Consider the following 26,133-nt stretch of genomic DNA (forward strand, 5'->3'; position numbering starts at 1 on the left):
ATTTATTTTTGTTTCCCGCAGGCATTGAGCAACTAAAGGAGTATTTATTTTGAAGTTAAAGGATTTTCTCACTAAAGGATTTTTACCGAAAGAATTCCCTAGCCTATTTGATTCATCAGATCTATCTAAAACGATCAGCTATAACGACAATGTATTTAAATCTGATCCTAAAATTAGCAGGCCGACAAAAACTAGTATCCCTAAAAGTGCAGGCTTCCGCAGAAGTATTACTATGCCAAACCCTAAACATTATTCGATGTTGGTAAAGTTCTTAGTTAAGCACTCTCGTGAAATTGAAAGGTTTTACAATGTTAGTAAAATTTCGATGAGTAAAGCTATATCTAAAAATGATAGTAGCCGAGCAATAGTTAATGAGTATAACTTTGAGCAAGTTATGCAAGAGAAAATCAATAAAGGCTATTCGTCTCGATTTTTGTTAACTGCCGATATTTCAAAATTTTATAACACTATATATACGCATAGTATACCTTGGGCAATACATACTAAAGACGTATCAAAAAGAGATCGAACAGATAATTTATGGGGAAATGAATTAGACCGATTAGTAAGAAACATGCAAGATGGACAAACTCTTGGTATTCCAATTGGCCCAGATGCCTCAAGGGTAATATCTGAGTTAATAGGAGTCGCTCTTGATCGAGCAATTCAAAATTCCGAACCTGAACTTAATGGTATTAGATTTATTGATGACTTTTTCTTCTTTGCTGATACAGCATCGGAAGCGGAAAGTTTAGATTTAAAAATAAACAGAGCATTAAGTGAGTTTGAATTAACAGCTAATGAAAATAAATCCAGTATTGAATCAATGCCGGTTCCTATAGAAAGCCTTCAATTACAAACCATTAGGCATTACAAAATTAGAAAAAATGCTCCAGAACAAAAACTCGATATTATACATTTATATAATATTGCTATAGATGTACATAAAAATCACCCACAAGAAAACTCATTTCATTATTTTTTAACAAAAGTAATGCCTATAAAAATACATGAAGATAATTGGAAAATATTGGAATCAATTTTACTTCAAATTAGTATCTGTGAACCAAAATCAATTACCGTAGTATCTAAGATACTTATCTCTTATAAGTCTTACGGTTACCCATTAAATTTAGGGTATATTAAGGCTGCATTTTTGAAGGTTGCTAAAAAAGGAATTGATAATAATTTTGGTTATGAAATTTGTTGGTCATTTTGGGTATTGAGTCAATTAGGTGTAACCATTAACGAGGAAATAATAGGCTTATCAAGCATAAATGACTCGATGGCAATATTATCTGTTTTAACTGCTAGGGAAAAAGGGATTTATAACGGTCGATTAGACACAAATTATTGGGATACTATTATCACTAATGATGGCCTCTATGATTCATCATGGATGCTAAGTTATGAAGCAGAAAATAGAGGTTGGCTTACAAATCAAAATGGGATCGACGTTATTGGAAATGACCAATATTTCAAAAATCTCAGAAGCTCAGATGTATCGTTTCTAAATATGGATAGTACTATTAACCCTATGGTAGAAGAAGAGCTACATGATGAAACAGAATTTGACACAGAAATAGATATGTTTGAATTAATTTACGGAACATAAATATAAGAGAATACAGGACAGCCATATCTTTTTGATGTTTCGCACAGCCTTGACTAGGCTTTGAAATACCCATCAAAGCTAAGTCAAGGTTCACAACAAAGACAGGACAGTCATATCTTTTTGATGTTTCACACAGCCTTGACTAGCCTTTGAAATACCCATCAAAGCTCAGTCGAGGTTGGTTATGACCACTGCCCGTCGCCAGTTGATAGATGCTGAAAGTACGCCCTTTTACCACGTGATTAACCGTTGCGTCAGAAGGGCATTTTTGTGTGGTGAGGATGCACTGTCGGGGCGCAGTTACGAGCATAGACGTGGCTGGATAGAGGATAAAATCAGGCAGTTGTCGTCAGTATTCTGCATCGACGTTTGCGCTTATGCGGTTATGAGTAATCACTACCATTTGGTGCTCAAAATCGACCTGGCTGCACAACAAGCGTTGTCACCATTTGAAGTCATTGAGCGTTGGACAGGGCTCTAATGGCAATCCTGTGGCAGCAAAGTTCCTTAAGGGCGATAGCCTCTCCGAAGGTGAGAGAATACTGTTGCATACGCTGAATAGCGATTAGCAAGAACGCCTCCCGAGCCGCTGTGCCCGCAACTATTTGCGCTAAGGGGTTGCTTCAGCAACCAGCTTCAATACGATTCCGGGTTCAGAGCCAGAGGCCAGTGCGCTACGCTCGACAAAACCACCGGCCAGCGCCAGCAGTCGGCCATTTTGCATCAGCAGCGGCACTCTGTCTCTGAGCCAGGGCGGCACCCCGAGTTCATGCCAGAGTTTCTTGAGCTCACGGCCCTTGTCGCGATTGTGGGGCTGACAGCGGTAACTGCCCTTGAGCCCCATGACCAGTTCAGGTGCTGCAGCGGTATCTGATGGCTGAACTTTTACCCTTAGTGACGCCAGTTGTGGAGACATTACCTGAGCCAGCGCCACCCTGGGCCCTGAGTCAGCCAATGTCAGCTCCAGGCGCTGCCAGGGGGAGGCGAGCCCAACACTCAGACTCTGCCCTTGGCTCAATGCTTGCAGCTGCTTTGTGCTCAGGGTCAGTTTCGAAGGTTTTGCAGCTACATCAACTTCAACCGAACCTACCCCATCAAGCAGCTGGAATGCTGCCCCCGGCAGAGGCGCCATGGCATAGATCTGTTGCCCATAACGCCTGAGGAGCAATCCCTTAAAGCTAAGCTCAAGCTGAGCATCCTCCCTGGCATCGAGTAACTGCGCCAAGGCTTGTTGCAACTGCACCTGCGCCGGTAAGGGCAAGCGCTGCATCTGAATAAACTGCCGCAGCAACTGCGCCTGCCACTGGGGTGACAGCGCTTTGAGCCCGGCGCTATCCAGTACCCGAACGCCGCTGAAGCGGCAACGGCTGAGCAAGGACTGTAACTTTTCGGTGCTGACTTCATCGAGCAGCAACTGCTGCTCGGCGCACAGCGCGGCGCTGCGTGAGGCCGTAGTGGCAATCGAAGGCCAGCGCTGCTTGAGTACAGGGATCACCTCGGCGCGCAGGAAGTTGCGGTCATACTGGGTGTCCTGATTACTCTCATCATTGATATAGGGCAGCTCGAGACTCGCCACCGCCTGCTCTATCTGAGCCCGGCTGCTGTCCAGCATGGGCCGTAATTGCCAGCATGGTGCACTTTCTTCCTTGGGTGTCTGGGCCAAGTGCTGGGCTTGCCCCATGGCCGCCAGTCCCTTGGGGCCCTGACCACGCTTGAGTGCCAGCAGCAGCGTCTCCAACTGATCGTCCTGATGATGGGCCGTCAGCAAAATGTCGCCGGGATTGAGCAGCTCGGCAATCGCCTGATAGCGGCCGCGCCGCGCCTCGGCCTCGATACTGACGCGCGGGCCGAGCTCAAGTTGCACCTTCCGAAGAACAAAATTCAGGCCATAATGCTCGGCTCTTTGGCGACAATGGGCCGCCCAGGCATCGGCATTGCGGCTGAGGCCATGGTGTACGTGCACCAGGGAGACTTGATAAGGCGTCTTGGGATGAGTCTGGCGAAAGCGCGCCAAGGTATAGGCCAACAGCTCTGAGTCCATACCGCCGCTGTAACCCAGCCAGAGGTGGTTGTCAGCCGTGGCGCCGATTTGATCCAGCAGCGCCGTTAACTTGAATACCAGGGTATCGACCAGAGTATGAGACATTAAAAGAGGATCCTGACCTTATCTGTGCCGAGCATGGCTTCCAGTGCCATCATGAGTTCATCGCTGGGGTTCACCCGCCAGTCGTCACTCAAACGGAACTGCCCCTTGGCCAGGGACTGACGATAGTTGATCGCCACAGGCACAGAGCCGCCGCGCCAGGGTGAGAGGGTCTCATAAAACTGTGTCAGCCATTCCGGGCTCAATATTGCCGCGTCGAGATCCAGCTCCACCGCCGCCGCAAAGTGGCTGCGGGCTTCGCCCATATCTATGATGTTGCGCGCCGTCATCCGGTTGCCGCCGGAGAAGTCATCGAAGCTCACTTCACCTTCACAGATGAGGATCCTGTCTTTCTCCAGCAGGTGATTGAATTTCTCGAAGGCCTCGGTAAACAGCATCACTTCCAGACGGGCACTCTTGTCGTCCAGCGTCAGCAGCCCCATCTTGGAGCCTCGCTTGGTCAGCATCACCCGGGTGGCGACCACCAATCCGGCGGCCTTGACCGTCTTGCCCCTGTCTGTGGGGTGAATATCCTTGAGCCGCCCGGAGGTGTAGTGCCTGAGCTCTTTGAGATATTGGTTGATGGGGTGACCTGTGAGGTAAAGCCCCAGGGTCTCACGCTCCCCTTCCAACCAGACCTTGTCCGGCCAACGCGGGCAGTCAACAAACTGTTGTTTGCTGTCCTGGGGGTCGTCGTTGAGCAGACCGAACATGTCGCACTGACCTATGGCTTCGGCCTTGGCGTGCTGATCGGCGGCGCGTATCGCCTCCGGCAAGGTAGCCATCATGGAAGCCCGGTGCGGCCCCAGATTGTCCATGGCGCCGGCATTGATAAGCTTCTCAATCACCCGGCGGTTGAGTTTTTTCAAATCCACCCGGGCGCAGAAGTCGAACAAGTCTTTGAACGGCCCACCCTTGCGGGCTTCCAGAATCGATTCGACCGGCCCCTCGCCCACACCCTTGATGGCGCCTATGCCGTAGACGATATTGAGCTCTTCATCGACGGTAAACTTGAACAGGCCCTTGTTGACATCCGGCGGAATAAGCTTGAGTCCCATGCGCTCACATTCATCCACCAGGGTCACTATCTTGTCTGTGTTGTCCATATCGGCGGACATTACCGCCGCCATAAATTCAGACGGATAGTGGGTCTTGAGCCAGAGTGTCTGATAAGACACCAGTGCATAGGCGGCCGAGTGCGATTTGTTGAAGCCGTAACCGGCGAATTTCTCCACCAGGTCGAAGATCTTCATCGCCAGTTCGCCGTCGACGCCGTTTTTTATCGCCCCGGCCTCAAAACCGGCACGCTGCTTGGCCATCTCTTCCGGTTTTTTCTTACCCATGGCCCGGCGCAGCATGTCCGCGCCGCCCAGGGTATACCCTGCCAGCGTCTGGGCAATCTGCATCACCTGTTCCTGATAGAGGATGATGCCGTAGGTAGGATCCAAAATCGGTTTAAGGCTCTCGTGTTGCCACTTCTCATCCGGGTAGGAGATGGCCTCGTGGCCGTGCTTACGCTCGATAAAGTTATCTACCATCCCCGACTGCAGCGGGCCTGGGCGGAACAGGGCCACCAGAGCGATCATATCTTCGAAACAGTCGGGCTGCAGACGCTTGATAAGATCTTTCATGCCGCGGGATTCCAGCTGGAATACCGCCGTGGTTTCGTAGCGTTTCAGTACCCCGAAGGACTTGGCATCGTCCAGCGGAATGGCGGCAATATCGACCGGCGGCTTGCCGAGCTTGGCGAGCCTTGGATTAATCATCCCCAGTGCCCAGTCGATAATGGTCAGGGTTCTGAGACCCAGGAAGTCAAACTTCACCAGACCGGCGGTTTCCACGTCGTTCTTGTCGAACTGGGTCACCGGGTTTTTACCTTCGGCGTCGCAATAAAGCGGCGAGAAGTCGGTGATCTTGGTCGGCGCAATCACCACGCCCCCGGCGTGCTTACCCGCGTTACGGGTCACCCCCTCAAGCTTGCGGCACATGTCGATAAGGTCTTTGACATCCTCATCGGCCTCATAGGCTTCGGGCAGCGCAGGCTCGGCCTCGAAAGCCTTGGCCAGCGTCATCCCGGGCTCGGCCGGGATCATCTTGGAAATTCTGTCGACAAAACCATAGGGGTGACCCAGCACCCGGCCCACATCACGCACTACCGCCTTGGCGGCCATGGTACCGAAGGTAATGATCTGCGATACCGCATCCCGGCCATAGAGTTCGGCCACGTGATCGATAACCTCGTCGCGCCTGTCCATACAGAAGTCGACGTCGAAGTCGGGCATCGACACCCGCTCGGGGTTAAGAAAACGTTCGAACAGCAGGTCAAATTCCAGCGGGTCCAAGTCAGTGATCTTAAGCGCATAGGCCACCAGGGAGCCGGCACCCGACCCCCGCCCAGGGCCCACGGGAATGCCGTTGTCCTTACCCCACTGGATAAACTCCATCACGATAAGGAAGTAGCCGGGGAAGCCCATCTGGTTGATTACCTTGAGCTCAATATCCAGACGCTCGTCATACTCGCCGCGCTTTTCCGCCCGCACCTGTGGGTCCGGAAACAGGAACTCGAGACGCTCTTCCAGCCCCTCTTTGGAGCGCATCACCAGATAGTCCGCGGTGGACAGCTCACCCGTGGGGAAGTTGGGCAGGAAGTACTCGCCAAGCCGCACGGTAACGTTACAGCGCTTGGCTATCTCCACCGTGTTTTGCAGCGCTTCCGGAATGTCGGCAAACAGCTCGCACATCTCAGTTTCTGTCTTGAGATACTGCTGCTCGCTGTATTTCTTGGGTCTACGGGGGTCAGCCAGAGTGTAGCCATCGTGGATAGCCACCCGGATTTCATGGGCCTCGAACTCTTCCGGGGTCATGAACACCACCTGGTTGGTGGCAACCACAGGCAGGCCTGTGTTGGCGGCATGTTCCACCGCCATATGCAGGTAGCGCTCCTCATCCGGGCGCCCGGTACGGATCAGTTCAATAAAGTAACGGTCGTTGAAGTGCTGCTTGTAGAAATCGGTCAGTTCCTGGGCCTGGTTCAGGTTGCCCTTGAGTAGTGCCTTGCCCAGGTCCCCTTCCCTTGCGCCGGAGAGCAGCAAAATACCGGCGCCGTGCTCCAGCAGCCACTCCTGATCGATAGCGACCCGGTCACGCACCTGACCGCGCAGATAGGCCTTGGAGATCAGCTGAGTCAGGTTCTGGTAGCCGTCGTTATCCATGGCCAGCACAGTAAGCGCGCAGAACTCATCTTCAAAGCCGGGCACCAACATCCAGAAGTCGGCCCCTATGATGGGTTTTATCCCGGCGCCATGACAGCCACCGTAGAATTTCACCAGACCACAGAGGTTGTTCTGATCCGTCAGCGCCACTGCCGCCATGCCCTCATCGGCCACCTTGGCCAGAATGGGCTTGACCTTGGCCAGACCATCGGTCATGGAAAAGTCTGAGTGAACACGTAGATGGACGAAACGGGGCTGTGACATGAAAATCCGATTGCTCTGACTGGCTGAAAATCAATAGGGAAAGATAACACGCCGGAAGAGGTTCACCAAAGTTAAAACCGGCCGCCTTGCCGGCAAAATCACGCCAAAGGCATTATCTGGCGGCTTTTGCGACAAAATCAAAAACTAAGGCCTGAAGCCGAGCCGGGCCTCTCCATTATTTACCGCTGACGAGGCGATAACCTATGCCGATTTCCGTGAGCAGGTATTTGGGGTTGGCGGGCTCAGCTTCTATCTTATTGCGCAGATGCTTCATATAGGTGCGCACATAGTGGCCATGCTCGACAAATGTCGGCCCCCAGACCTGTTTCAGCAGGCTCTGTTGAGTCAACACCTTGCCCGGCTGCTCCAGCAAGGCGTTCAGGAGCTTTAATTCCGTCTTGGTCAGATGCACGGGCTCGCCGTTACGGCTCAGCTGCTGACGGCGGCGGTCGAACAAGACCTCTCCCAGCTGCACCTGAGCTTCAGGCTCATGGCTGTGGCGCAAGTGTCGCCTCAACGCCACCCGCACCCGGGCCAGCAACTCCTCTATGCCGAAGGGCTTGCACAGGTAATCGTCGGCGCCGCTGTTAAGCGCCTGCACCTTGTCGGCTTCATCGCTGCGGGCCGACAGCACTATCACAGGGGCATCACTCCAGCTGCGAAAACGGGGAATAAAGCTCTGGCCATCGCCATCGGGCAAACCGAGATCCAGGATCACAGTATCCGGCTGCCGGGTCGAGGCCTCCATCAAGCCCTGATTGAGCGAGTGAGCGGTGAACACCTCAAGCCCCAACTGCTGCAAGGCCTTACTGACAAACTGACAGATCTCCTGGGTATCATCTATCACCAATACCCTTCTATGATGAAACGGCTGCGGATCAATCAATGCTGGCATAACTGGATTCCTGCTCGGGTAAATACTCTTCTTCGCCGCACATCTCGGGCGGTGAAACATAGGGCAAGCTGAAGGTGAACACGGCGCCGCCCTGCTCGCGGTTATGGGCCCAGATACGGCCGCCATGGGCCGAGACTATCGCCTGACAGATGGCCAAGCCGAGCCCCAGCCCGGGAATGCCACACTCCTTGTTGCCGCGCTCAAACTTGGTAAACAGCCAACTGGCATCCTCTGTGGGAAGCCCGGGCCCGTTGTCGGCCACTTCAATATAAAACTGCTCGGCATCCAACTGGGCACTGATGTTTATCTGTACCTCCGGCGGACCATATTTAAATGCATTTTCCAAAAGATTCAACAGCACCCGCTGAATGAGATTGCCATCGCAATAGATAAGCGGCAGCTCGGCAGGGATATTCAACCGAATCTGGGTTCTGGGTTCCAGTTGCCTTAGCGTCACCCCGAGGATCTCCTCCAGATCCTGCCAGTCAAGCTGCAAAATAAAATGGCACGACTCGAGGCGGATCATCTCCATTACATTGTTGGTCAACCGAATGGTTTCACCTATCCGCTGCGCCAGTTGGCGCGCCTGCTGACACTGTTCGGGGAAAGGCGCCAGACTGGTCACCAGGCTGTCGCTCTGGTTGCGGATAAGCGTCAGCGGAGTGCGCAAGTCATGGGACAGGGAAGATAGCATAGTGCTGCGCATCTTTTCGGTTTCCACATTCAACTGCGCCTGCTTGGAGGCCTTGGCCAGCTCGAGCCGCTCAAGCGCCTGCGCCAACAGGCAAACAAAGGCATTGAGCAGCCTTTGCTGCTCAGGTGCCAGCCAACCGCTGAGACTCACAGGCTCGAGCACCACCATGGCCAGCACCCGCTGCTCTATCGCTACCGGCTGATAGTAGCAACCGGCATTGGGCAGGGTATCTGTTCCGGCGCCAGCTGCACAGTTGTTGGCTATGCTCCACTTGGCAATGGCCGAATCATAACGGGTAAAACCCTTGGTCAACAGCAAGGTCCCCTGCTCTTCGGCCTTCAATACCGCCACCGCCGCAGCGAAGCTCTTGCCGATATGCTGCTGGGCGATGGCTGCCATCTCCCGCTCGGTTTGCGCCGAGCCCAGTTGCTGCGACATCTCAAACAGCTGATAGGTGCGCAGCTCCCGCTGCCGGGCCATTTGCGCCTGAATACGCGTGGTATGTGTGAGTTGGGTGATGGCGATACTGACTATAGCCATGGCGAAGAAGGTCATCAGATATTGGGCATCGGCAACCGAGAAGGAGAACCTGGGCTCGACAAAGAAGAGGTCAAAGCAGGCCACATTGACCAAAGTTGCCAACAAGGCGCTCATTCTGTCGAGCCTGAGCGACAACAATACAGTGCCCAAGAGGTAGATCATCACTATGTTGGTGGCATGAAACCAGGGCGCCAGCCAATAGCCAAGCAAGGTACAAAAGGCCGACATACCAAGGGCCAGGGCTATATTCGCCGGGCGCAGCCTGGGCCAGGCTCTGGGATTGGCGGCCTTAGGCTGCTTAGTGGCTTGATCAAGGTTGAGGCTGATAATTTCCTCATCTGCGGCGCGCTTTCTCAAACGCTGGCCCAGCTCCCGGCGCCATGGCAGCTGCCGCTTGCCGCTGTGGTGGCCGATAAGGACCCGCTCCAACCTGTGCTCGCCGGCAAATTCCAGCAAGCCGTGGCAGATATCATGATCCACCAGAGTCGCGGTCTCGGCCCCCAGGCTCTCGGCCAGCTTGAGGTTATCCTGCAGCTGTTGCCGCTTGTTATCATCCCACTGCTGCGCCTCGGGCGTTTCCACATGCAGGGCATACCAGCGGCAATTGAGACGCTTGGCCAGACGCATGGCGTGGCGAATAAGCTTCTCCTGCTGCTCACCATGGGTCAGCCCAAGCAGCAGGCCGCCCCGGAGGCCGGGCTCATTGTCCTGACGCCTACGCTGCTCCAGCCGCTCGGCGGTGGCGTTGAGGGCCAACTCCCTGAGCGCTGTGAGATTCTGACGGTTGAAGAAGTTTTCTATCGCCCTTTCCACCTGGGATGAGAGATAGATTTTACCCTCACGCATTCGCTGCATCAGATCATCGGGTGGCAGGTCCACCAGCACCACTTCGTCGGCCTCATAAAACACTGAGTCCGGCAGGGTTTCCGACACCTTGATACCGGTAATGCCGCCCACCAGATCGTTGAGGCTTTCAAGATGCTGCACATTGACTGTGGTAAACACATCTATACCGGCATCCAGCAACTCTTTGACATCCTGCCAACGTTTGCGGTGACGGCATCCCGGGGCATTGCTGTGGGCCAGCTCATCGACCAATACCAGCGCCGGATGCCGGGCAAGCACGGCATCGATATCAAACTCCTGATAACGCCTGTGCATTATGCTCAGCGCTTTGGGCGGCAGCAGCTCCAGGCCTTCGAGCAGGGCCGCCGTCTCATCTCTGCCGTGGGTTTCCACCAATCCGGCCAGTACATCCAGCCCCTGCAGTCTTAGCCTGCGAGCCTCGCTGAGCATGGCATAGGTTTTGCCCACCCCGGCAAAGGCGCCGAAGAAGATTTTGAGCCGCCCCCGGGAGGACGGCTGTTGCTGTAGCAGCAAATCGGCATTGGGCCTGATTTCTGACAAGTGATTACTCCATTTTGCTCAATGCCAGGTTCAGCAATGAAACATTGACCGTAGGCTGACCGATAAAGGGCAAGGGCGGCTGCCGAATATGGCTGTCAATCAGTGCCTTTAACCGCGCCTCTGATACCCCTCTCGCCTTGGCGACTCGCCCCAGCTGCCAGTAGGCGGCCTCGGGTGAGATATGAGGGTCCAGACCACTGCCGGAGGCAGTGACCAGCAGCCCAGGCACAGATGAATTTCCAGGGTTGTGGGCATTCAAGACCGCGGCTCGCTGCTGCCACAGGGATTGCAACTCACGGCTGTGGGGCGACAGGTTACTGCCGCCGGAAGCCAGGGCGTCATAAGCCGAGGCCGAAGCGCGACCATGGAAAAAACCATCCGCCTTGTAGTCCTGCCCGATAAGCTCTGAGCCCAGTAAGACGCCATCTCGCTCTATTATGCTGCCTCCTGCCTGGTGCGGGAACAGTGCCGTGGCGCCAACAGTTACCAGCAGCGGATAGACCAACCCGGTCACGACAAAGATAACGCCAAATACCCACAAGCCCATTTTCAAGGTTTTCATAACATACTCCAATCAGATCCAGCCAGTAGCGGCAAGCAATGCGTCTATGACTTTAATGGCAACAAAGGGCAACAGCAGGCCGCCAACCCCATAAAACAACAGGTTGCGTTTGAGCACTGCGGCGGCCGCCATGGCGCGATAACGCACGCCCTTGAGTGCCAGCGGCAACAGCGCCACCAGGATCAGCGCATTGAAGATCACCGCCGAAATGACCGCCGACTCGGGCGAGTGCAGTCGCATCAGATTGAGGCTCTCAAGCGCCGGAAATGTGGTGCTGAAGGCCGCGGGAATGATGGCAAAATATTTGGCCAGATCGTTGGCTATGCTGAAACTGGTAAGCGAGCCACGGGTCATCAACATCTGTTTGCCGATATGCACCACTTCGATAAGCTTGGTGGGGTTGGAGTCGAGATCCACCATATTACCGGCCTCCTTGGCCGCCTGGGTGCCCGAGTTCATTGCCAGGGCCACATCCGACTGTGCCAGCGCAGGTGCATCATTGGTGCCATCGCCTGTCATGGCCACCAGGCGGCCCTCATTCTGGTATTGCCGAATCAGTGCCAGCTTGGCTTCGGGTGTGGCCTCGGCCAGATACTCATCCACCCCGGCCTCGGCGGCAATGGCCGCGGCGGTGAGCGGGTTATCGCCGGTGATCATCACGGTTTTGATGCCCATCTTGCGCAGTTGGATAAAGCGCTCCTTGATACCGCCTTTGACTATGTCCTTGAGCGCTATCACCCCGAGAAGTTTGTTGCCTTCGGCCACCACCAGAGGAGTGGAGCCCTGCTTGGCCACCTTATCCACCAGGGCTCCCAGTTCTTTGGGAACCTCGCCGCCGTTGGCCTTCACATATTGGCTGATGGCATCGAAAGAACCTTTGCGTATCTGCCTCGTCCCCAGATTGATACCGCTCATGCGGGTTTGGGCAGTAAAGGGAATAAAACTGGCGTCGAGTTCGGCAAGACTGCGCTCCCGGATGGCAAACTTCTGTTTTGCCAGCACCACTATGCTGCGCCCCTCCGGGGTTTCATCGGCAAGAGAGGCCAGCTGCGCCGCATTGGCCAACGCCTCTTCAGCTATACCGGCCACAGGCAGAAAATCACTCGCCTGGCGATTGCCCAGGGTGATGGTGCCTGTCTTGTCCAGCAAGAGCACATCCACATCACCGGCGGCTTCCACCGCCCTTCCCGAAGTGGCTATCACATTGACGCCTATCATGCGGCTCATGCCGGCGATACCCACGGTAGACAGCAGCCCGCCTATGGTGGTGGGGATGAGGCAGATGAGCAGCGCCAGCAGCACCGTCATCGAGATAGGCTCGCCGCCGCTGTCCATGGCACCATAAGCGGAAAATGGCGCCAAAGTCACAGTGACCAACAGGAAAATCAGCGTCAGGGTGATCAGCAAAATATTCAGCGCCACCTCATTGGGGGTCTTGCGCCGCTTGGCGCCGTCCACCATGGCAATCATGCGATCGAGAAAGGTATTGCCGCTCTCCTGGGCGCAGCGCACCACCAGCCAGTCTGACAACAGCCGGGTTCCACCCACCACAGAGCTGAAGTCGCCGCCGGACTCGCGGATAACGGGTGCCGACTCACCGGTAATGGCGCTCTCATCCACAGAGGCAACCCCTTGAATAATCTCCCCATCGCAGGGAATGATCTCACCGGCTTCCACCCGCACGATATCACCGCACTTCAGGGTATCGGCGAGCACTTTCTCAAGCCCCTTGTCTGTCTGCTTGTTGGCCCAACTGCTGCGTCGGAGTCCCCGCAGACTGTCGGCCTGCGCCTTGCTGCGTCCCTCGGCCAGCGCCTCGGCAAAGTTGGCAAACAGCAAGGTCAGCCACAGCCAGATGGCGATAATACCGCTGAACCAGGGATTTCCGGCGCGCCAACCCAAGCCTATGGCCACCGCCTCCAGCGACAGAAGAATACTGGCGACATAAACCACAAACATGATGGGGTTCTTCAGCTGCACTCTGGGGTTCAGCTTGGTCAGCGTGCTTAGCAGCATTTGCCTCAGCATGGCGGCATCTATCTGCAGCACGGGATGACGCTTGTTGCAGCCTGTCTCTCTTGGATGATCAGGCGTTATATCAAAACTGAAGGTTTTCATTGTCTGTTTCTCCCTGAATTCATTGAGCTGTCGGCAGTGCTTGCGGCAACGGGAATGTCAGCTGCTCGGCCACAGGCCCGAGAGTCAATGCCGGAATAAAGGTCAAGGCGCCAAAGAGCAAGAGGGTTCCCAGCAACATGCTGGCAAACAGCCAGCCATGGGTGGGCAAGGTGCCTGGGCCTGCCTCTTGGGCGGGTTTGGCAGCCATACTGCCGGCTATCATCAGCACAGGTAGGATCACGCCGAAGCGCCCAAATAGCATGGCAGCTGCCAACAGAAGGTTGTAAAAAGGCGTATTGGCGTTGAAGCCACCAAAGGCGCTGCCGTTGTTGTTGGCCGCCGATGACAGGGCGTACAACAGCTCGCTGAAACCATGGGGGCCGGTTTCCTGCAGCGACTCGGGAGAGAGCACCAAGCCAAGCGCCGCGCCGGACAGCACTATCACAGGCGAACAGAGCAAAGCCAGACAGACGAGTTTCATCTCCCGGGTTTCAATCTTCTTGCCCAGATACTCGGGGCTGCGGCCTATCATCAGTCCGGCAATAAACACTGTCAGAAATACAAACAGCAAGATGCCGTAAAAACCGCTGCCAACGCCGCCGAAGATCACCTCGCCAAGTTGCATCAACCACATGGGCATCATGCCGCCAAGCGCGGTAAAGGAGTCGTGCATGGCATTCACCGCGCCGCAGGAAGCTGCCGTGGTGACAGTGGCAAACAGGCTGCTTGCTCCGATGCCAAAGCGGGTCTCCTTGCCTTCCATATTGCCGGGGAAGTGAATGTCGGCCATCTGCTGCAGTTGCAGCTCAGAGTGATTTATCCATAGAAAGGCCGCCACAAACACCAATGCCATACACCCCAAAATACTCGCCCCCTGGCGCCAATCCCCGGCGCAGAGACCAAAGGCGATAACCAGGCTGCAGGGCAACAGGAAAATACTCAGCATCTGCAGCAGATTGCTCAGCGCCGTGGGATTTTCAAAGGGGTGCGCCGAATTGGCACCAAAGAAACCGCCGCCATTGGTACCCAGCATCTTAATCGCGTCCTGGGATGCTACCGGCCCCATGGGCAACAGCTGTTGTTGCCCTTCCAATCCGGTCACCGGCAGATAAGCGGCAAGATTCTGAATGACGCCCTGCTGCACCAACAACAGGGCGATCAACAAGGCCAGAGGCAACAGAAGATAGAGGTTCACCCTCAGCAAATCCAACCAAGCATTGCCGAGCATAGTCTGCCCCTTGGTTGTCAAGGCTCTGATAATGGCAAAGGCCACCACCATACCCGTGGCGGCCGAGCAGAAGTTCTGCACCGTCAGCCCCGCCATCTGGCTGAAGTAACTGAGACTGGTCTCGCCCGAATAGGCCTGCCAATTGGTGTTGGTCACAAAGCTGATTGAGGTGTTGAACGCCAGTTGCCAATCCATCCCCGGCAGGTTTTGCGGGTTAAGCGGCAGATATTGCTGCAACAGCAGGATAAGCATCAGGCACAGGGCGCCAAGGGCGTTGAAACACAAGAGCGCCGCCGCATATTGGCGCCAGTTCATCTCCTCAAATACCGCGGCCATCCCGGACCATAGCGCCGCCTCGCGTTTGAAAGGCTTTTGATGCCGGATTAATAACGCCAACGGCTTTGCCAACAATAGGGATGCCGCCAACAAGAGCCCTAGAAAAATCGCCGGCAAACCTAAGGATTCCATAGTCAACATAGTCAGAAATCCTCTGGATGCATCAGGGCAAAAAACAGATAGCCAAATAATCCCAAGGCCAGCAGCAAAGCGGCCCACTCCATAACAGCCATAGTGAATATCTCCTGAAAAAGACTTTAATTTCAGGGTCAAAGCTTATGAAAACCGGTATAAAAACGGGGTGTAAATATCCGCAGGGTTTGTATAAAAGTTGTATAAATGGGCGGGATTGGCATTGCACTACTGCCAAGCTAAACGGCGTATACACTGCATAAAGGCAGCAAGCCATGACATGGCCGGTCAAGCTACAGGGACAATGTATTGCGAAGCCGCGGTTAAATCAGCAGCGAGACAAACCATGGATTGGTGGCGCCATCAATGACAGCGCCCGAGTTAAGAAGTTACAGAAGGGCGTTAATTTGTCGCGCCAGCCAATCGTAGTAAGGCGCTCCACCATGGAACCAATCATGTTGGCCATCGGCATAAACCAGCTCTGAAGCATAGGCCAAAGGATCGGTTATGGTTTCGTTGAAATGACGGGCGGCGTGCAGGAACTCAACCCCCATCTGATCCCAGACATATTCCATGGCATCCATATAAGCCAGCACAAATGGTGCCATTGACTTGGACTCTTCAAAATACTCAACGAACGGGGTATCTGAGATCACCACAACTCTGTGCCCCTGCTCTTTGAGCCTGAACACTATGGTCATCTGCTCCTGCATCTGTTCATTGAAGAAGTCGACATAGTCGCTGAGTTCAATATCCTTGAGTTTTTCGGCTCTGGAATTCCGCATCCATTCAATAAACATGGAAACTGTCTGGTGCGTCTGTAGCCCTATATTGGTCAAGACAACAGAGTCTGCGAGTTTCTCCGATTTTACCAAAGCATCCAGGTTGGCCAGGATCGGCTGCCAGAGCTTTCTCGAATCGGCACTCTCCAGCGGTACCATGATGTCACTCTCCGGACTCAGTACAAATTTATGCTGGGCAAATCCCGAGCCATTCATCACCATGCCACCGCAGAAAGCTTGCCCCAGATGTTCAAACGCCTTGGCCAATTTCCCCATATGGCTGTCGCCAATCAGTGTCAGGGTATCGGTCGTGACCTTGGCACCTGTGGCGGTTCTTTGCAAGGCATCCAGCAACTCTTCGTCACAATCGGCTTCAAGGTGATTGGCAACCAGGTTTTCCTCGCAGGCCAACGCCTTGGACCAGTGACGCATCACATAGCCGACCCCCTCTTTGGAAACAGTGCGCCTGTTGTCCAGAAACCGGAAATCCGCAGGCAAGGAGGTAGTGATCAACTCATAGGAGGGAAAGTAACTGGCATCGGCGACATCCTTGCAGAAGCTGCCGGCAACGGCCCGTAAAACAGACTTGGAATGACCATTGGCCACCAACACATGTTCTTCAGTGGCCGTGGCTGTGAGGGGCACAGGAGACACAGTTAATATCAATTTCAGCTTTGGATTGATGCACTTGAGTTGCTGCAACAGCCGGTCGAGATCGATATAGACCTCTTCGTAATCGAAGACCTTGAGCCGGTAACAATCAGGGTCAAACTCGCCCAGTTTGACTCCAGGACAGGAGGGATAACAAACCCCATTGGGATCGATCCAGGTTTCAATCAGCCCCAGAGTGAAAATAAAGCTGCTACTTGCGGCAATATGGCGTTTGGTTTCGGCCACGACCTTGCGACGATATTCGAGCAATGCCTCCCGGGAGGAGTAGCCTTCCTTGCTTGTCGGCAGCAGTAAGTCGTAATAGCGTTGATTTTCTTCATCAAAATAGATGCTGTACTGAGCCAGTTCCTGTTCCCCCTTGATAAACCATTGCAACAAGGCACGGGCGTTATACAGGTTGCCGAAGGCAAAACTGGATGTCACATCTGGATTTAGCTCACTGCGCAGATAAGAGTAGTTATGCTGTTCCAGCCAATTCCCTATGTGCTGGGCAAAACAGGAACCTGCCGAAGAGAGTTGTTGTTTGGTATCAATGGGGAGCCTGGGGATGAGCTCACGAAAAAGCTCAGTCTCGGGCCGAATATCCGCCACCGCTGAACGCCAAAAACGCTCCTTATGAACGGGATCATAAGGTAAAGAATGCTCCATGCTACTGCCTCCAATGCAAAATATTCCTCTACCGCCACCACGGTACAGCTGTGGTTACCCGATCCAGTGCGCGGTATAGATTAATTGCGACAGGCAACCAAAAAGAGACATTATTTAACACTTTCATAAACTTGACGTCTACATCAGCAGATCACATATTGCAGATGTGGGGCAGAAATTTACCAATTCAAAGGAGCAAGCCAAGCACGGTTTTGGGAAACGAAGCAGACGTTTTGGCAACAACGCAGGTATAGCCGTTGTGATTACGCCATATCAGAGCCACAAAAAAGGGCAGCCGCTGCTGCCCTTTTGGTTGCATCTTTAGGTTTCAGTACGGCTTATGAATGCTGCTCCAGCCATTCGCGTACCGGCCGGAAGCTGCGTCTGTGCTCAGGCAAGACACCGTGTTGACTCAAGGCTTCGAAATGCGCCTTGGTGGGGTAGCCCTTATGGGCAGCAAAACCATACTCAGGGTGGCGACTGTCAAGCTCGGCCATCTCCCGGTCGCGGGTGACCTTGGCTATGATAGAGGCGGCGCTGATGACAGGGATCAAGCCATCGCCCTTAACCACCGCGGCTGAAGGCAGGCCAAAATCCGGGGTCCGATTACCATCTACCAAGACTTTCTCGGGACGCACGTTCAAGCCCGCCACGGCGCGCTGCATCGCCAACATGGTGGCATGCAGTATGTTGAGCTCATCGATTTCCGCCGGGCTGGCTCGACCGACTGAGACCGCCAGCGCCTTGGCCAGGATCTCTTCATAGAGGGCATTGCGTTTCTTTTCGCTGAGCTTCTTGGAATCATTAAGGCCGCTAATTGGATTGGCGGGATCCAGGATCACCGCTGCGGTGACCACATCGCCGACCAAGGGGCCACGCCCCACTTCATCTACCCCGGCGACCAGCCCCTGGCACAACAGCTGCGCTTCGGCTTCCGAGAGTTGCTTATAGACTGTCATCTTTCCTCGGCTTTTTTATCGAGCAAGGCCACAACGGCCTGGGCCGCCTTTTCACTGGCGTTGCAGGCCAGCAGGCTGTGCAGCTTAGTAAACTCGGCCAGCAGCGGCCGGTTATCTTTATCCAGCAATTTGCCCACCTCTTCGGCTATCCGCTCGGGAGTGCAATCATCTTGGATAAGCTCTGCCACCAACTCCCTTCCGGCCAACAAATTGGGCAAAGAGAAGTGGTTTATCTGCATCATCCGCTTGGCAATACGGTAAGTGATAGGGCTGACCCGATAACCGACCACCATGGGGCGCTTGACCAACATGGCTTCCAGTGTGGCGGTGCCCGATGCCAACAAGATGGTATCGCTGGCAGCCATCACTTCCCGAGAGCGCCCTTCCGTCATATGAATTTCCAGATCCGGCGCATAGGTTTCCAGTGCGGCAAGAAACTGCTCGCGGCGTTTTTCATTCACCAAGGGGGTAATAAACTTGAGATCAGGATAGCGCTGTTTCAGCAGCCTGGCCGCCTCCACAAAGGGTTGGGCCAACATCTTCAGCTCACCACCACGGGAACCCGGCAGGATAGCCAGATATTCGGCTTCGACTTTCAAACCGAGTGCTTCTCTGGCAAGACGCTTGTCATTCTCCATCGGGATCTCATCGGCCAGAGTGTGGCCGACAAAAGTACAAGGCACCTGATGCTTGTCGTAAAAGGCTTTTTCAAACGGCAGCAGTGACAACACCATGTTGGTGGCGCGGGCGATTTTAAAGATCCGCTTAGGGCGCCAGGCCCAGACCGACGGGCTGACATAATGCACCGTCTTGATCCCGTGCGCCTTGAGCTTGAGCTCCAGGCCGATATTGAAGTCCGGGGCATCTATACCGATAAAGCAATCCGGCTGCAGCGCGGTTATCTGTTTGACCAGACTCGAGCGTATCTTCAGCAATCTGGGCAGGCGGGAGAGCACCTCGGCAATTCCCATCACGGCCAACTCTTCCATGGCAAACAGCGACTCGAATCCGAGAGCTTCCATGCGGGGGCCACCGATACCGATAAAACGGGCGTCCGGATAGCGCTGTTGCAATGCTTTCATCAGGCCGGCACCTAAAATATCGCCGGAGATTTCTCCGGCGACCATTGCAAAGACTAACTTTCTATTTTGTGTCATTCGTTCTCACTGTGTCAGCGAATAATTCCTCGATTCGAGGAGGTCACAAAATCAACAAATGCTTGTACCTGCGGCTCTTTTGCGGCGTCTTCAGCCATGGCGGCAACGGCCTCTTCCAGAGTCAGGCTGCTGCGGTACAGGGTCTTGTAGGCCCGGCGCAGCGCTTGCTGGGTCTCTTTGGCAAAACCGCGGCGCTTCATGCCTTCCATATTCAGACCACGTGGTATGGCCGCCTGGCCAGAGGCCATCACGAAGGGAGGCACGTCCTGCAGTACCAAAGAGCAACCTGCAGTAAAGGCATGGGCACCTATGTGCACAAACTGGTGCACCCCTGTCATACCGCCGAGAATAGCCCAGTCACCCACATGGCAATGACCGGCAATAGAGGCGTTGTTGGCCATGATCACATTGTCGCCCACCACGCAGTCGTGGGCGATATGTACATAGGCCATAAACAGGTTATTGGAGCCGATACGGGTCTCGCTGTTGTCCTGCACCGTACCGCGGTGAATGGTGACAGATTCACGGATGATATTGTTATCACCCATGATAAGCCGGGTAGGTTCACCGGCATATTTCTTGTCCTGGCAATCTTCACCAACGGAGGCAAACTGGAAAATCCGGTTGCCCTTGCCAATGATGCTGGGTCCCTTGATAACCACGTGGGAACTGATCCAGCAGTCATCGCCGATCTCCACATCCGCCCCTATGTAGCTCCAGGGGCCGATAGTGACATTTTTACCTATCTTGGCTTCGGGGTGAACGAAAGCTAATTTATCTATCACTTGCTAATCTCTCTGCGGGCACACATGATTTCGGCTGAACACACCAGCTCACCATCCACTTTGGCCTCGCCGTAGAAAACGCCAATCCCGCGGCGTTCCTTGATCATCTTCACTTCAAAGTGCAGTTGATCACCTGGCTCAACAACCCGCTTGAAACGAGCATTGTCGATACCGGCAAAATAATACAGCACGTCCGGAGACGGCTTGTCGCTCATGGTCTTGAACGCCAACAAGCCGGTGGCCTGCGCCATGGCTTCCAGAATGAGCACGCCAGGCATAACCGGCTGAACAGGGAAATGCCCCTGGAAGAAAGGCTCATTGATGGTGACGTTCTTGATCGCGTGCAGAGTTTCACCCGGAGTAAAATCCAGTACTCTATCGATCAACAAAAATGGATATCTATGTGGCAGGTAAGCCAAAATCTCTTTGATATCCATTGTATTTAATTGATTAGACACGAACTCGTTTCCTCATGCCGCTTAACGCACAGCGGTATTAATCTTGGGGTTTAACGGTTTTTTCCAGGGTTTTGACCCGCTGGAACAGCTCGTCCAACTGACGGAAGCGAACCGTATTTTTACGCCACAGCCTGTTGGGCATGGCCACAGTGGCCGAGGAGTATACCCCAGGTTCACGAACATCGTTAGTAATGTTGGTGCTGCCAGTGACGTGCACCCCATCCGTAATGCTCAGATGACCGGAAATCGCGCAGTTGCCACCAATAATACAATGTTTACCTATAGTCACGCTGCCTGCCAGTACTGTGCAGCCGGCAATCGCAGTGTTGGCACCTATGACATCGTTGTGAGCTACCTGCACCTGGTTGTCGATTATCACGCCATCATGGATTTCAGTATGATCGATCGCGCCGCGATCTATAGTAGTACCGGCGCCAATCTCTACTCTGTCACCTATGCGCACGCCGCCTGTCTGAGGGATTTTGATCCACTGACCGCGTTCGTTGGCATAACCGAAACCATCGGAGCCGATAACGGCCCCAGAGTGAACGATACAGTTTTGCCCCAAATGTACATCGTGATAGACGGTGACATTGGCCCACAGGCGGCTGCCCGAGCCTATGATAACGTCCTGACCGACCACTGTACCGGCACCTATCTGGACGTTTTCGCCCAAAATACTGTTGGCCCCGATGACCGCATTGGCCCCCACCGCAACGCCCTCACCCAGTTTGGCACTGGGATGAATTTGCGCCGAGGGATGGATATCCTCTGCTGCAACCGGCGTGCTGTCCAGCAATTGCGCAACTCTGGCAAAGCCGACATAAGGGTCATTGAGCACCAAGGCGTTACCGGCAAAACCGTCCAACTCTTTAGGCGAGATCAATACCGCACCAGCCTGAGTCTGCTCCAGCTGGCTACGGTATTTGGTGTTGGCCAGAAAGGTGATCTGATCCGGCCGCGCCTTTTCAAGTGTCGCCACAGAGGAGACAGTCACACTGTCATCCCCACGAACTTCGGCCCCTAACAGCTGGCCAAGCTCTTTCAACGAAAAAGACTTCATCGATTTACTTGCCTTTGCTCAAGGCTTCAACCACTTTGGAGCTGATGTCGGCAGCTGGCTTAACATAAACCACGGCGCCACGTTGCAGTACCATGTCGTACTTCTCTTTTTCAGCTATGGTGTTGATAGCCTTCTGCACTTTTACCAGCAGTTTGTTTTGCTCTTCACCCTGACGACGACGCAGATCTTCATCCAGCGCCTTACCTTTGAGCTGATAGTCAGCCTTCAGGGATTCCATTTTACGAACCAGTTCGGTCTTTTGCGTTTCGCTCATCAGCGCGGCATCACGCTGCTGCTTTTCCAGCAAACCACGGAGGTCTTCCTGCAGCTTCTGTACTTCAGCCATACGATCGCCGAATTCAGTCTTGAGTGCGTTGCTGATCTGCTCGCGTTGTGGCAGTTGTTCAAACACAGCGCCCATATCGACAACCGCCAGTTTCTCCGCTTGTGCGGCCAGGGGAGCACCCATCAACATCAGCGTCATCAGTGCGCCGTTTACCATTTTTTTCAAAATCAGACTCCTTGTTTTTCTTCAGCAATGCTTGCCGAGTTTATGTAATTTAGAAAGTTTTGCCAATATTGAACGAGAAGATCTCGGTCTCGTCATCGTCGTATTCCTTAACAGGCCAGGCCAGGCTGAACACCATGGGGCCCATGGGTGACAGCCATTGCAGGCTAAGACCCCAGGAAGCACGGATACGGCTCGGATCACTGTAATCGGCCAACTTGGAAAACTCATCTGCCGGCAAGAAACGATAGGAGTCATAATCAAACTCCGTATCCCAGACGTTACCCGCATCGATAAAGAAGCTGGTACGTACTGAGTTGCTATAGGCCTCATCCAGGAAAGGAGTCGGCACAATCAGCTCCATACTGGCCGTGGCGATGGCGTTACCACCGATAGAACGGCCTGAGCTGATGTAAACTTGGTTTGGATCGCCCGGCAGGCTACAGCCTTCACCATCCGGATTGGGTGAACAAGGCTCGCTGCCGCGATACAGATAGAAGGCCCTTGGGCCCACGGAGTTGGACTTAAAGCCACGCAGTGAGCTGGAACCACCTGAGTAGTAGTTTTCCCAGAATGGCAGGATCTGGTCGTTTTCATTGAAACCACCGTAACCGTTACCATACCCCAAACGGGCACGGGTCAAGAGCACAAACTTGTGGCTGCGGGTCAGCGGCCAGTAGAAGCTGGTGTCAAAGTCGGTCTTGAAGTACTGCAGATCAGAACCGGGAACCGTGATCTTACCGCTCAAACGCTGGGATGAACCGTCGGTTGGGAAGGTTCCGCGGTTAAGGGTACTGCGATACCAGCCGAGGCTGAGCTCGAAGTTGTCGAAGCTCAAGTCAGAGTTGGGGTCATCACTGTCACGGTAAATGTTATAGAAACGGATAGCCTGCTCATAACTGGAAATTTCAGAAATGGTGTTATGGCGATAGCCTATGCCGCCATTGATCCTGTTGTACTCGTTAATGGGGAAACCGCTGTTGAGTGCAATCCCATAGGAGCTGTTCTTATAACGCTCGAGGTTGGCCTCGTTGGCGTCGAACTCGTTCCAGTAGATGCTGCCACCCAGGCTGACCCCATCCTTGGTGAAATAAGGATCGGTATAAGACAGGTTGACGTTCTTGGAGTACTTGTTGGTGTTCAGGTTAATCCCGGCCTGATTACCCGTGCCGAGGAAGTTGGACTGCTGAACCCCAAACTGCAGACTCAGACCTGACTCGGTACCATAACCTACACCTGCGTTAAAGGAGCCTGATGGCTGCTCTTTCACCTTGAAGGCCACATCCACCAAGTCGTCTGTGCCCGGCACCTGCACGGTTTCGGTATCGACTGTTTCAAAGTAGCCCAAACGGTTGAGGCGCGCCTTGGATTGCTCGACCAAGGCCGAGTTTAACCAAGCCCCTTCCATCTGTCTCAGCTCACGGCGCATCACTTCATCTTTGGTCACTGTATTACCGGTGAAGTTGATGGAGCGGACATAAACACGCTTGCCGGGCTTGACGTTAACATTCAGGGTGACTTCCTTGGTTTCATCATCGATCTCAGGGAAAGTCTTCACCTCTGGATAGGCATAACCGAAACGACCCAGATACTTGCTGTACATCTCTTCGGTAAAGGTAACATCGGCGCCGTTGTATTGCTCACCGGCCTTGATAGGCAAGATACCCTTGAGCAACTCTTCACGGCCCATGAGTTCACCGGTCAGGTTGACTTCCTTAACCTTGTACTGGTCGCCTTCATCGACGTTAATGGTGATGTAGAGGCCCTTACGGTCCGGCGTCATCGCCACCTGAGTCGAGGTCACCTTGAAACGGATATAACCATTGTTGTGGTAGTGGGTCTTGATGGTTTCGAGGTCGGCCTGCAGCTTTTGCTTCTGATAACGGCGCTCGCCGAACAGATCCCACCAGGCCACATAGTCTTTGAGCTCCAGCATACCGATAAGGTCGGCATCACTGAAACGCTCGTTACCCACTATGTTGATCTGACGGATTTCGGCCGCCAGACCCTCGGTAAACTTGAACTTGAGTTCTACCCGGTTACGAGGCAGGTTAATCACCTGAGCCTCGACCTTGGCGCCGTATTTGCCCACGCCGTAGTAGAAGTCCTGCAGGCCCTTCTCGATACCCGAGAGCATGGTGCGGTCGAGGGCTTCGCCCACTTTCACACCACTGCCATCCAGGCTTTCCTGCAACTGTTCATCTTTGATGTCCTTGTTACCTTCGAAGGTCACGGCACTGATGGTCGGTCTTTCACGTACCGACACTATCAGCACCCCGCCATCGCGGGACACCTGAACATTTTCAAAGTTACTGGAGGCATACAGGCTCTTTATCGCCTGTTGCAACTTGAGTTGATCGACTGTGTCGCCCACTTTGACAGGCAAACTCAGCAAGGCCGCACCGAGTGCCACTCGTTGCAAACCTTCAACTTGGATGTCGGTCACTTCAAAAGGCTGGAAAGACTCTGCCCAACCATTCCCTGAAAACGACGCGCCGACTAATAACATCGAGGCAAAAAGTTTATTCAATCGCATAGCGCACTTCTAATTATTTGTCTGTCCTTGCTCAGAGTCGGGCAAAATCATTGAAAAGGGCAATGCTCATCAACATCAGCAGCAACGCCGCCCCAAATCTGAATCCAATTTCCTGTACCCGTTCGGATACAGGCTTACCTGTTATTACTTCCACCAAGTAATACATCAAGTGTCCCCCGTCCAGCACTGGCAACGGCAAAAGGTTAATAATGCCGAGGTTTACGCTTATCAGGGCGAGGAACCCGAGAAAATAGACCAACCCTATGTTGGCGCTGTTACCGGCCCCCTGCGCGATGGAGATGGGGCCGCTTAAATTTTTAACCGAAACATCACCGGTAAACAACTTGGCGATCATCTTAAAGCTGACTACCACAAGTTGCCATGTTTTATCTGCCGCCACCGAAATAGACTCAAGCGGGCCATACTGCAGATCCAGCAGCATGTTGTCCGGCCACTTGGGAGCTTTGGGCGCCAGGCCGATGACACCTTCCATTTCCCCACTGGCCCCCTTGCGGCTGTCCGGGATAAGAGTGAAGGTCTGTTGCTCACCGCCGCGTTTAACCGTCAATTGCAGCGGCTTTCCGGCAGATACTTTAATTTGTCCGACAAAGGTTTGCCAGTCGCTGTATGCCTCACCATTGACGGCCACCAGAATATCCCCGGCCTTGACCCCGGCCTTGGCAGCCGCTCCGCCATCGGTAACCGTCTCCACTTCAGGGATCACATCCGGACGGAAAATATCCAGCCCCAGGGTGCTGAAGGGGGATTCTTTTTCCGGATCGAAACGCCAGTTGCGAATATCCAACTGATAGGTGCGTCCGGAAGGCTCAAGCCCATCATCTGGCTGAGATGCCTGGCTGAGAGGCCTCAGGGTCAAGCTCATGCTGTCATCGCCGATATGACCGACCAGCGCCAGATTCACCTCTTCCCAGTTGCGTACCTTTTGCCCGGAAACCGCCACTATCTGCTGTGGGCCATCTATCTGCATCACGGCCGCAGGCGAGCCGGGTCTGACATCGCTGATCACCGGCTTGAGTGAAGGCACGCCGATGAGATACATAATATAGAGCGCGAAAATGGCAAAGATAAAGTTGGCTATCGGCCCGGCTGCGACTATCGCGATACGCGCCCAGACACTCTTGCGATTAAAGGCCTGATCTTTAAGCTCTTCGGGCACATCCTCGACCCGCTCGTCGAGCATTTTGACATAGCCCCCAAGCGGGATCATGGCTATCACGTATTCGGTGCCATCTTTACCGAGGCGACGCCAGATCGCCTTGCCAAAGCCAATGGAGAAACGCTCTACCTTGACACCACAGCGCCTGGCTACCCAAAAGTGGCCATATTCATGGGCAGTGATCAGTATCCCCAAGGCGACGATAAAAGCGCCCAGGTTCCATAAAAAATCAAACATCAGAC

The 26,133-nt window shown here is 53.8% G+C and carries 18 protein-coding genes and 1 pseudogene; 2 read left to right on the plus strand and 17 right to left on the minus strand.

All coding sequences use genetic code 11. The features are described 5' to 3' along the window. The first annotated feature begins 49 nt into the window (after window positions 1–49). Both ACF8D4_RS07240 and ACF8D4_RS07245 read left to right on the plus strand, forming a co-directional pair. Complete coding sequence (locus ACF8D4_RS07240) at window positions 50–1,615, plus strand: RNA-directed DNA polymerase (protein WP_054745046.1); 1,566 nt, start codon at window positions 50–52, stop codon at window positions 1,613–1,615. Window positions 1,616–1,799: 184 nt separating this feature from the next. After that, window positions 1,800–2,172: pseudogene (locus tag ACF8D4_RS07245) on the plus strand (alpha-amylase family glycosyl hydrolase); the annotation flags it as partial. 53 nt (window positions 2,173–2,225) lie between these two features. Here the strand turns inward: ACF8D4_RS07245 and tilS are convergent. The 17 genes from tilS to rseP all read right to left on the minus strand — a co-directional run bounded on the left by tilS (window position 2,226) and on the right by rseP (window position 26,128). After that, on the minus strand, window positions 2,226–3,761 hold the full coding sequence (gene tilS / locus ACF8D4_RS07250) for a tRNA lysidine(34) synthetase TilS (RefSeq protein ID WP_274626085.1): 1,536 nt from the start codon (window positions 3,759–3,761) through the stop codon (window positions 2,226–2,228). Further along, complete coding sequence (gene dnaE / locus ACF8D4_RS07255) at window positions 3,761–7,234, minus strand: DNA polymerase III subunit alpha (protein ID WP_274626086.1); 3,474 nt, start codon at window positions 7,232–7,234, stop codon at window positions 3,761–3,763. Before dnaE ends, tilS begins: the two co-directional genes overlap by 1 nt. Window positions 7,235–7,409: 175 nt before the next feature. Beyond that, a complete protein-coding gene (locus ACF8D4_RS07260; RefSeq protein WP_392468566.1) occupies window positions 7,410–8,129 on the minus strand; it encodes a response regulator in 720 nt (239 codons plus the stop codon). Then, on the minus strand, window positions 8,113–10,770 hold the full coding sequence (locus ACF8D4_RS07265; protein ID WP_392464836.1) for a DUF4118 domain-containing protein: 2,658 nt from the start codon (window positions 10,768–10,770) through the stop codon (window positions 8,113–8,115). Before ACF8D4_RS07265 ends, ACF8D4_RS07260 begins: the two co-directional genes overlap by 17 nt. Before the next feature lie 4 nt (window positions 10,771–10,774). Next, window positions 10,775–11,332, minus strand: coding sequence for a potassium-transporting ATPase subunit KdpC (gene kdpC / locus ACF8D4_RS07270; protein ID WP_107006177.1), 558 nt, complete (start codon window positions 11,330–11,332; stop codon window positions 10,775–10,777). Between the two features lie 12 nt (window positions 11,333–11,344). After that, a complete protein-coding gene (kdpB, locus tag ACF8D4_RS07275; RefSeq protein ID WP_392464900.1) occupies window positions 11,345–13,360 on the minus strand; it encodes a potassium-transporting ATPase subunit KdpB in 2,016 nt (671 codons plus the stop codon). 109 nt (window positions 13,361–13,469) lie between these two features. Beyond that, window positions 13,470–15,155 (minus strand): potassium-transporting ATPase subunit KdpA, encoded by a 1,686-nt coding sequence (gene kdpA / locus ACF8D4_RS07280; RefSeq protein ID WP_392464838.1) that lies wholly within the window; start codon window positions 15,153–15,155, stop codon window positions 13,470–13,472. 2 nt (window positions 15,156–15,157) lie between these two features. Further along, entirely contained in the window at window positions 15,158–15,247 is a 90-nt protein-coding gene (kdpF, locus tag ACF8D4_RS07285) for a K(+)-transporting ATPase subunit F (RefSeq protein WP_071238225.1), read from the minus strand. Between the two features lie 288 nt (window positions 15,248–15,535). Then, entirely contained in the window at window positions 15,536–17,248 is a 1,713-nt protein-coding gene (locus ACF8D4_RS07290; RefSeq protein WP_392464839.1) for a GSCFA domain-containing protein, read from the minus strand. Window positions 17,249–17,586: 338 nt separating this feature from the next. Continuing rightward, window positions 17,587–18,207 (minus strand): ribonuclease HII, encoded by a 621-nt coding sequence (rnhB, locus tag ACF8D4_RS07295; protein WP_317058894.1) that lies wholly within the window; start codon window positions 18,205–18,207, stop codon window positions 17,587–17,589. Beyond that, complete coding sequence (gene lpxB / locus ACF8D4_RS07300; protein WP_208137295.1) at window positions 18,204–19,364, minus strand: lipid-A-disaccharide synthase; 1,161 nt, start codon at window positions 19,362–19,364, stop codon at window positions 18,204–18,206. Before lpxB ends, rnhB begins: the two co-directional genes overlap by 4 nt. Window positions 19,365–19,378: 14 nt before the next feature. Beyond that, window positions 19,379–20,149 (minus strand): acyl-ACP--UDP-N-acetylglucosamine O-acyltransferase, encoded by a 771-nt coding sequence (gene lpxA / locus ACF8D4_RS07305; RefSeq protein ID WP_025010988.1) that lies wholly within the window; start codon window positions 20,147–20,149, stop codon window positions 19,379–19,381. Continuing rightward, on the minus strand, window positions 20,146–20,607 hold the full coding sequence (fabZ, locus tag ACF8D4_RS07310) for a 3-hydroxyacyl-ACP dehydratase FabZ (protein WP_025010987.1): 462 nt from the start codon (window positions 20,605–20,607) through the stop codon (window positions 20,146–20,148). Before fabZ ends, lpxA begins: the two co-directional genes overlap by 4 nt. Before the next feature lie 37 nt (window positions 20,608–20,644). Next, window positions 20,645–21,670 (minus strand): UDP-3-O-(3-hydroxymyristoyl)glucosamine N-acyltransferase, encoded by a 1,026-nt coding sequence (gene lpxD / locus ACF8D4_RS07315; RefSeq protein ID WP_107110913.1) that lies wholly within the window; start codon window positions 21,668–21,670, stop codon window positions 20,645–20,647. A gap of 4 nt (window positions 21,671–21,674) precedes the next feature. Beyond that, complete coding sequence (locus tag ACF8D4_RS07320; protein ID WP_037466989.1) at window positions 21,675–22,172, minus strand: OmpH family outer membrane protein; 498 nt, start codon at window positions 22,170–22,172, stop codon at window positions 21,675–21,677. Window positions 22,173–22,230: 58 nt separating this feature from the next. Further along, window positions 22,231–24,714 (minus strand): outer membrane protein assembly factor BamA, encoded by a 2,484-nt coding sequence (bamA, locus tag ACF8D4_RS07325; protein ID WP_025887252.1) that lies wholly within the window; start codon window positions 24,712–24,714, stop codon window positions 22,231–22,233. A 31-nt stretch (window positions 24,715–24,745) separates the two neighbouring features. Continuing rightward, window positions 24,746–26,128: a sigma E protease regulator RseP gene (gene rseP / locus ACF8D4_RS07330; protein WP_392464841.1), complete on the minus strand. Its 1,383-nt coding sequence runs from the start codon at window positions 26,126–26,128 to the stop codon at window positions 24,746–24,748. Window positions 26,129–26,133 lie beyond the last annotated feature (5 nt).

It is taken from the genome of Shewanella sp. YQ_9, assembly GCF_043103185.1.
Taxonomy (GTDB): Bacteria; Pseudomonadota; Gammaproteobacteria; order Enterobacterales; family Shewanellaceae; genus Shewanella; species Shewanella algae.

Excerpts from the sequence above, each read along its gene's own strand:
- ACF8D4_RS07260 (WP_392468566.1), bottom strand. The coding sequence starts at position 8,129 with ATGCCAGCATTGATTGATCCGCAGCCGTTTCATCATAGAAGGGTATTG.
- rnhB (WP_317058894.1), bottom strand. The coding sequence starts at position 18,207 with ATGACAGTCTATAAGCAACTCTCGGAAGCCGAAGCGCAGCTGTTGTGC.
- kdpC (WP_107006177.1), bottom strand. The coding sequence starts at position 11,332 with ATGAAAACCTTGAAAATGGGCTTGTGGGTATTTGGCGTTATCTTTGTC.
- dnaE (WP_274626086.1), bottom strand. The coding sequence starts at position 7,234 with ATGTCACAGCCCCGTTTCGTCCATCTACGTGTTCACTCAGACTTTTCC.
- tilS (WP_274626085.1), bottom strand. The coding sequence starts at position 3,761 with ATGTCTCATACTCTGGTCGATACCCTGGTATTCAAGTTAACGGCGCTG.
- ACF8D4_RS07320 (WP_037466989.1), bottom strand. The coding sequence starts at position 22,172 with ATGGTAAACGGCGCACTGATGACGCTGATGTTGATGGGTGCTCCCCTG.
- lpxB (WP_208137295.1), bottom strand. The coding sequence starts at position 19,364 with ATGACACAAAATAGAAAGTTAGTCTTTGCAATGGTCGCCGGAGAAATC.
- rseP (WP_392464841.1), bottom strand. The coding sequence starts at position 26,128 with ATGTTTGATTTTTTATGGAACCTGGGCGCTTTTATCGTCGCCTTGGGG.
- lpxD (WP_107110913.1), bottom strand. The coding sequence starts at position 21,670 with ATGAAGTCTTTTTCGTTGAAAGAGCTTGGCCAGCTGTTAGGGGCCGAA.
- kdpF (WP_071238225.1), bottom strand. The coding sequence starts at position 15,247 with ATGGCTGTTATGGAGTGGGCCGCTTTGCTGCTGGCCTTGGGATTATTT.
- kdpB (WP_392464900.1), bottom strand. The coding sequence starts at position 13,360 with ATGCTGAGGCAAATGCTGCTAAGCACGCTGACCAAGCTGAACCCCAGA.
- bamA (WP_025887252.1), bottom strand. The coding sequence starts at position 24,714 with ATGCGATTGAATAAACTTTTTGCCTCGATGTTATTAGTCGGCGCGTCG.
- ACF8D4_RS07290 (WP_392464839.1), bottom strand. The coding sequence starts at position 17,248 with ATGGAGCATTCTTTACCTTATGATCCCGTTCATAAGGAGCGTTTTTGG.
- kdpA (WP_392464838.1), bottom strand. The coding sequence starts at position 15,155 with ATGTTGACTATGGAATCCTTAGGTTTGCCGGCGATTTTTCTAGGGCTC.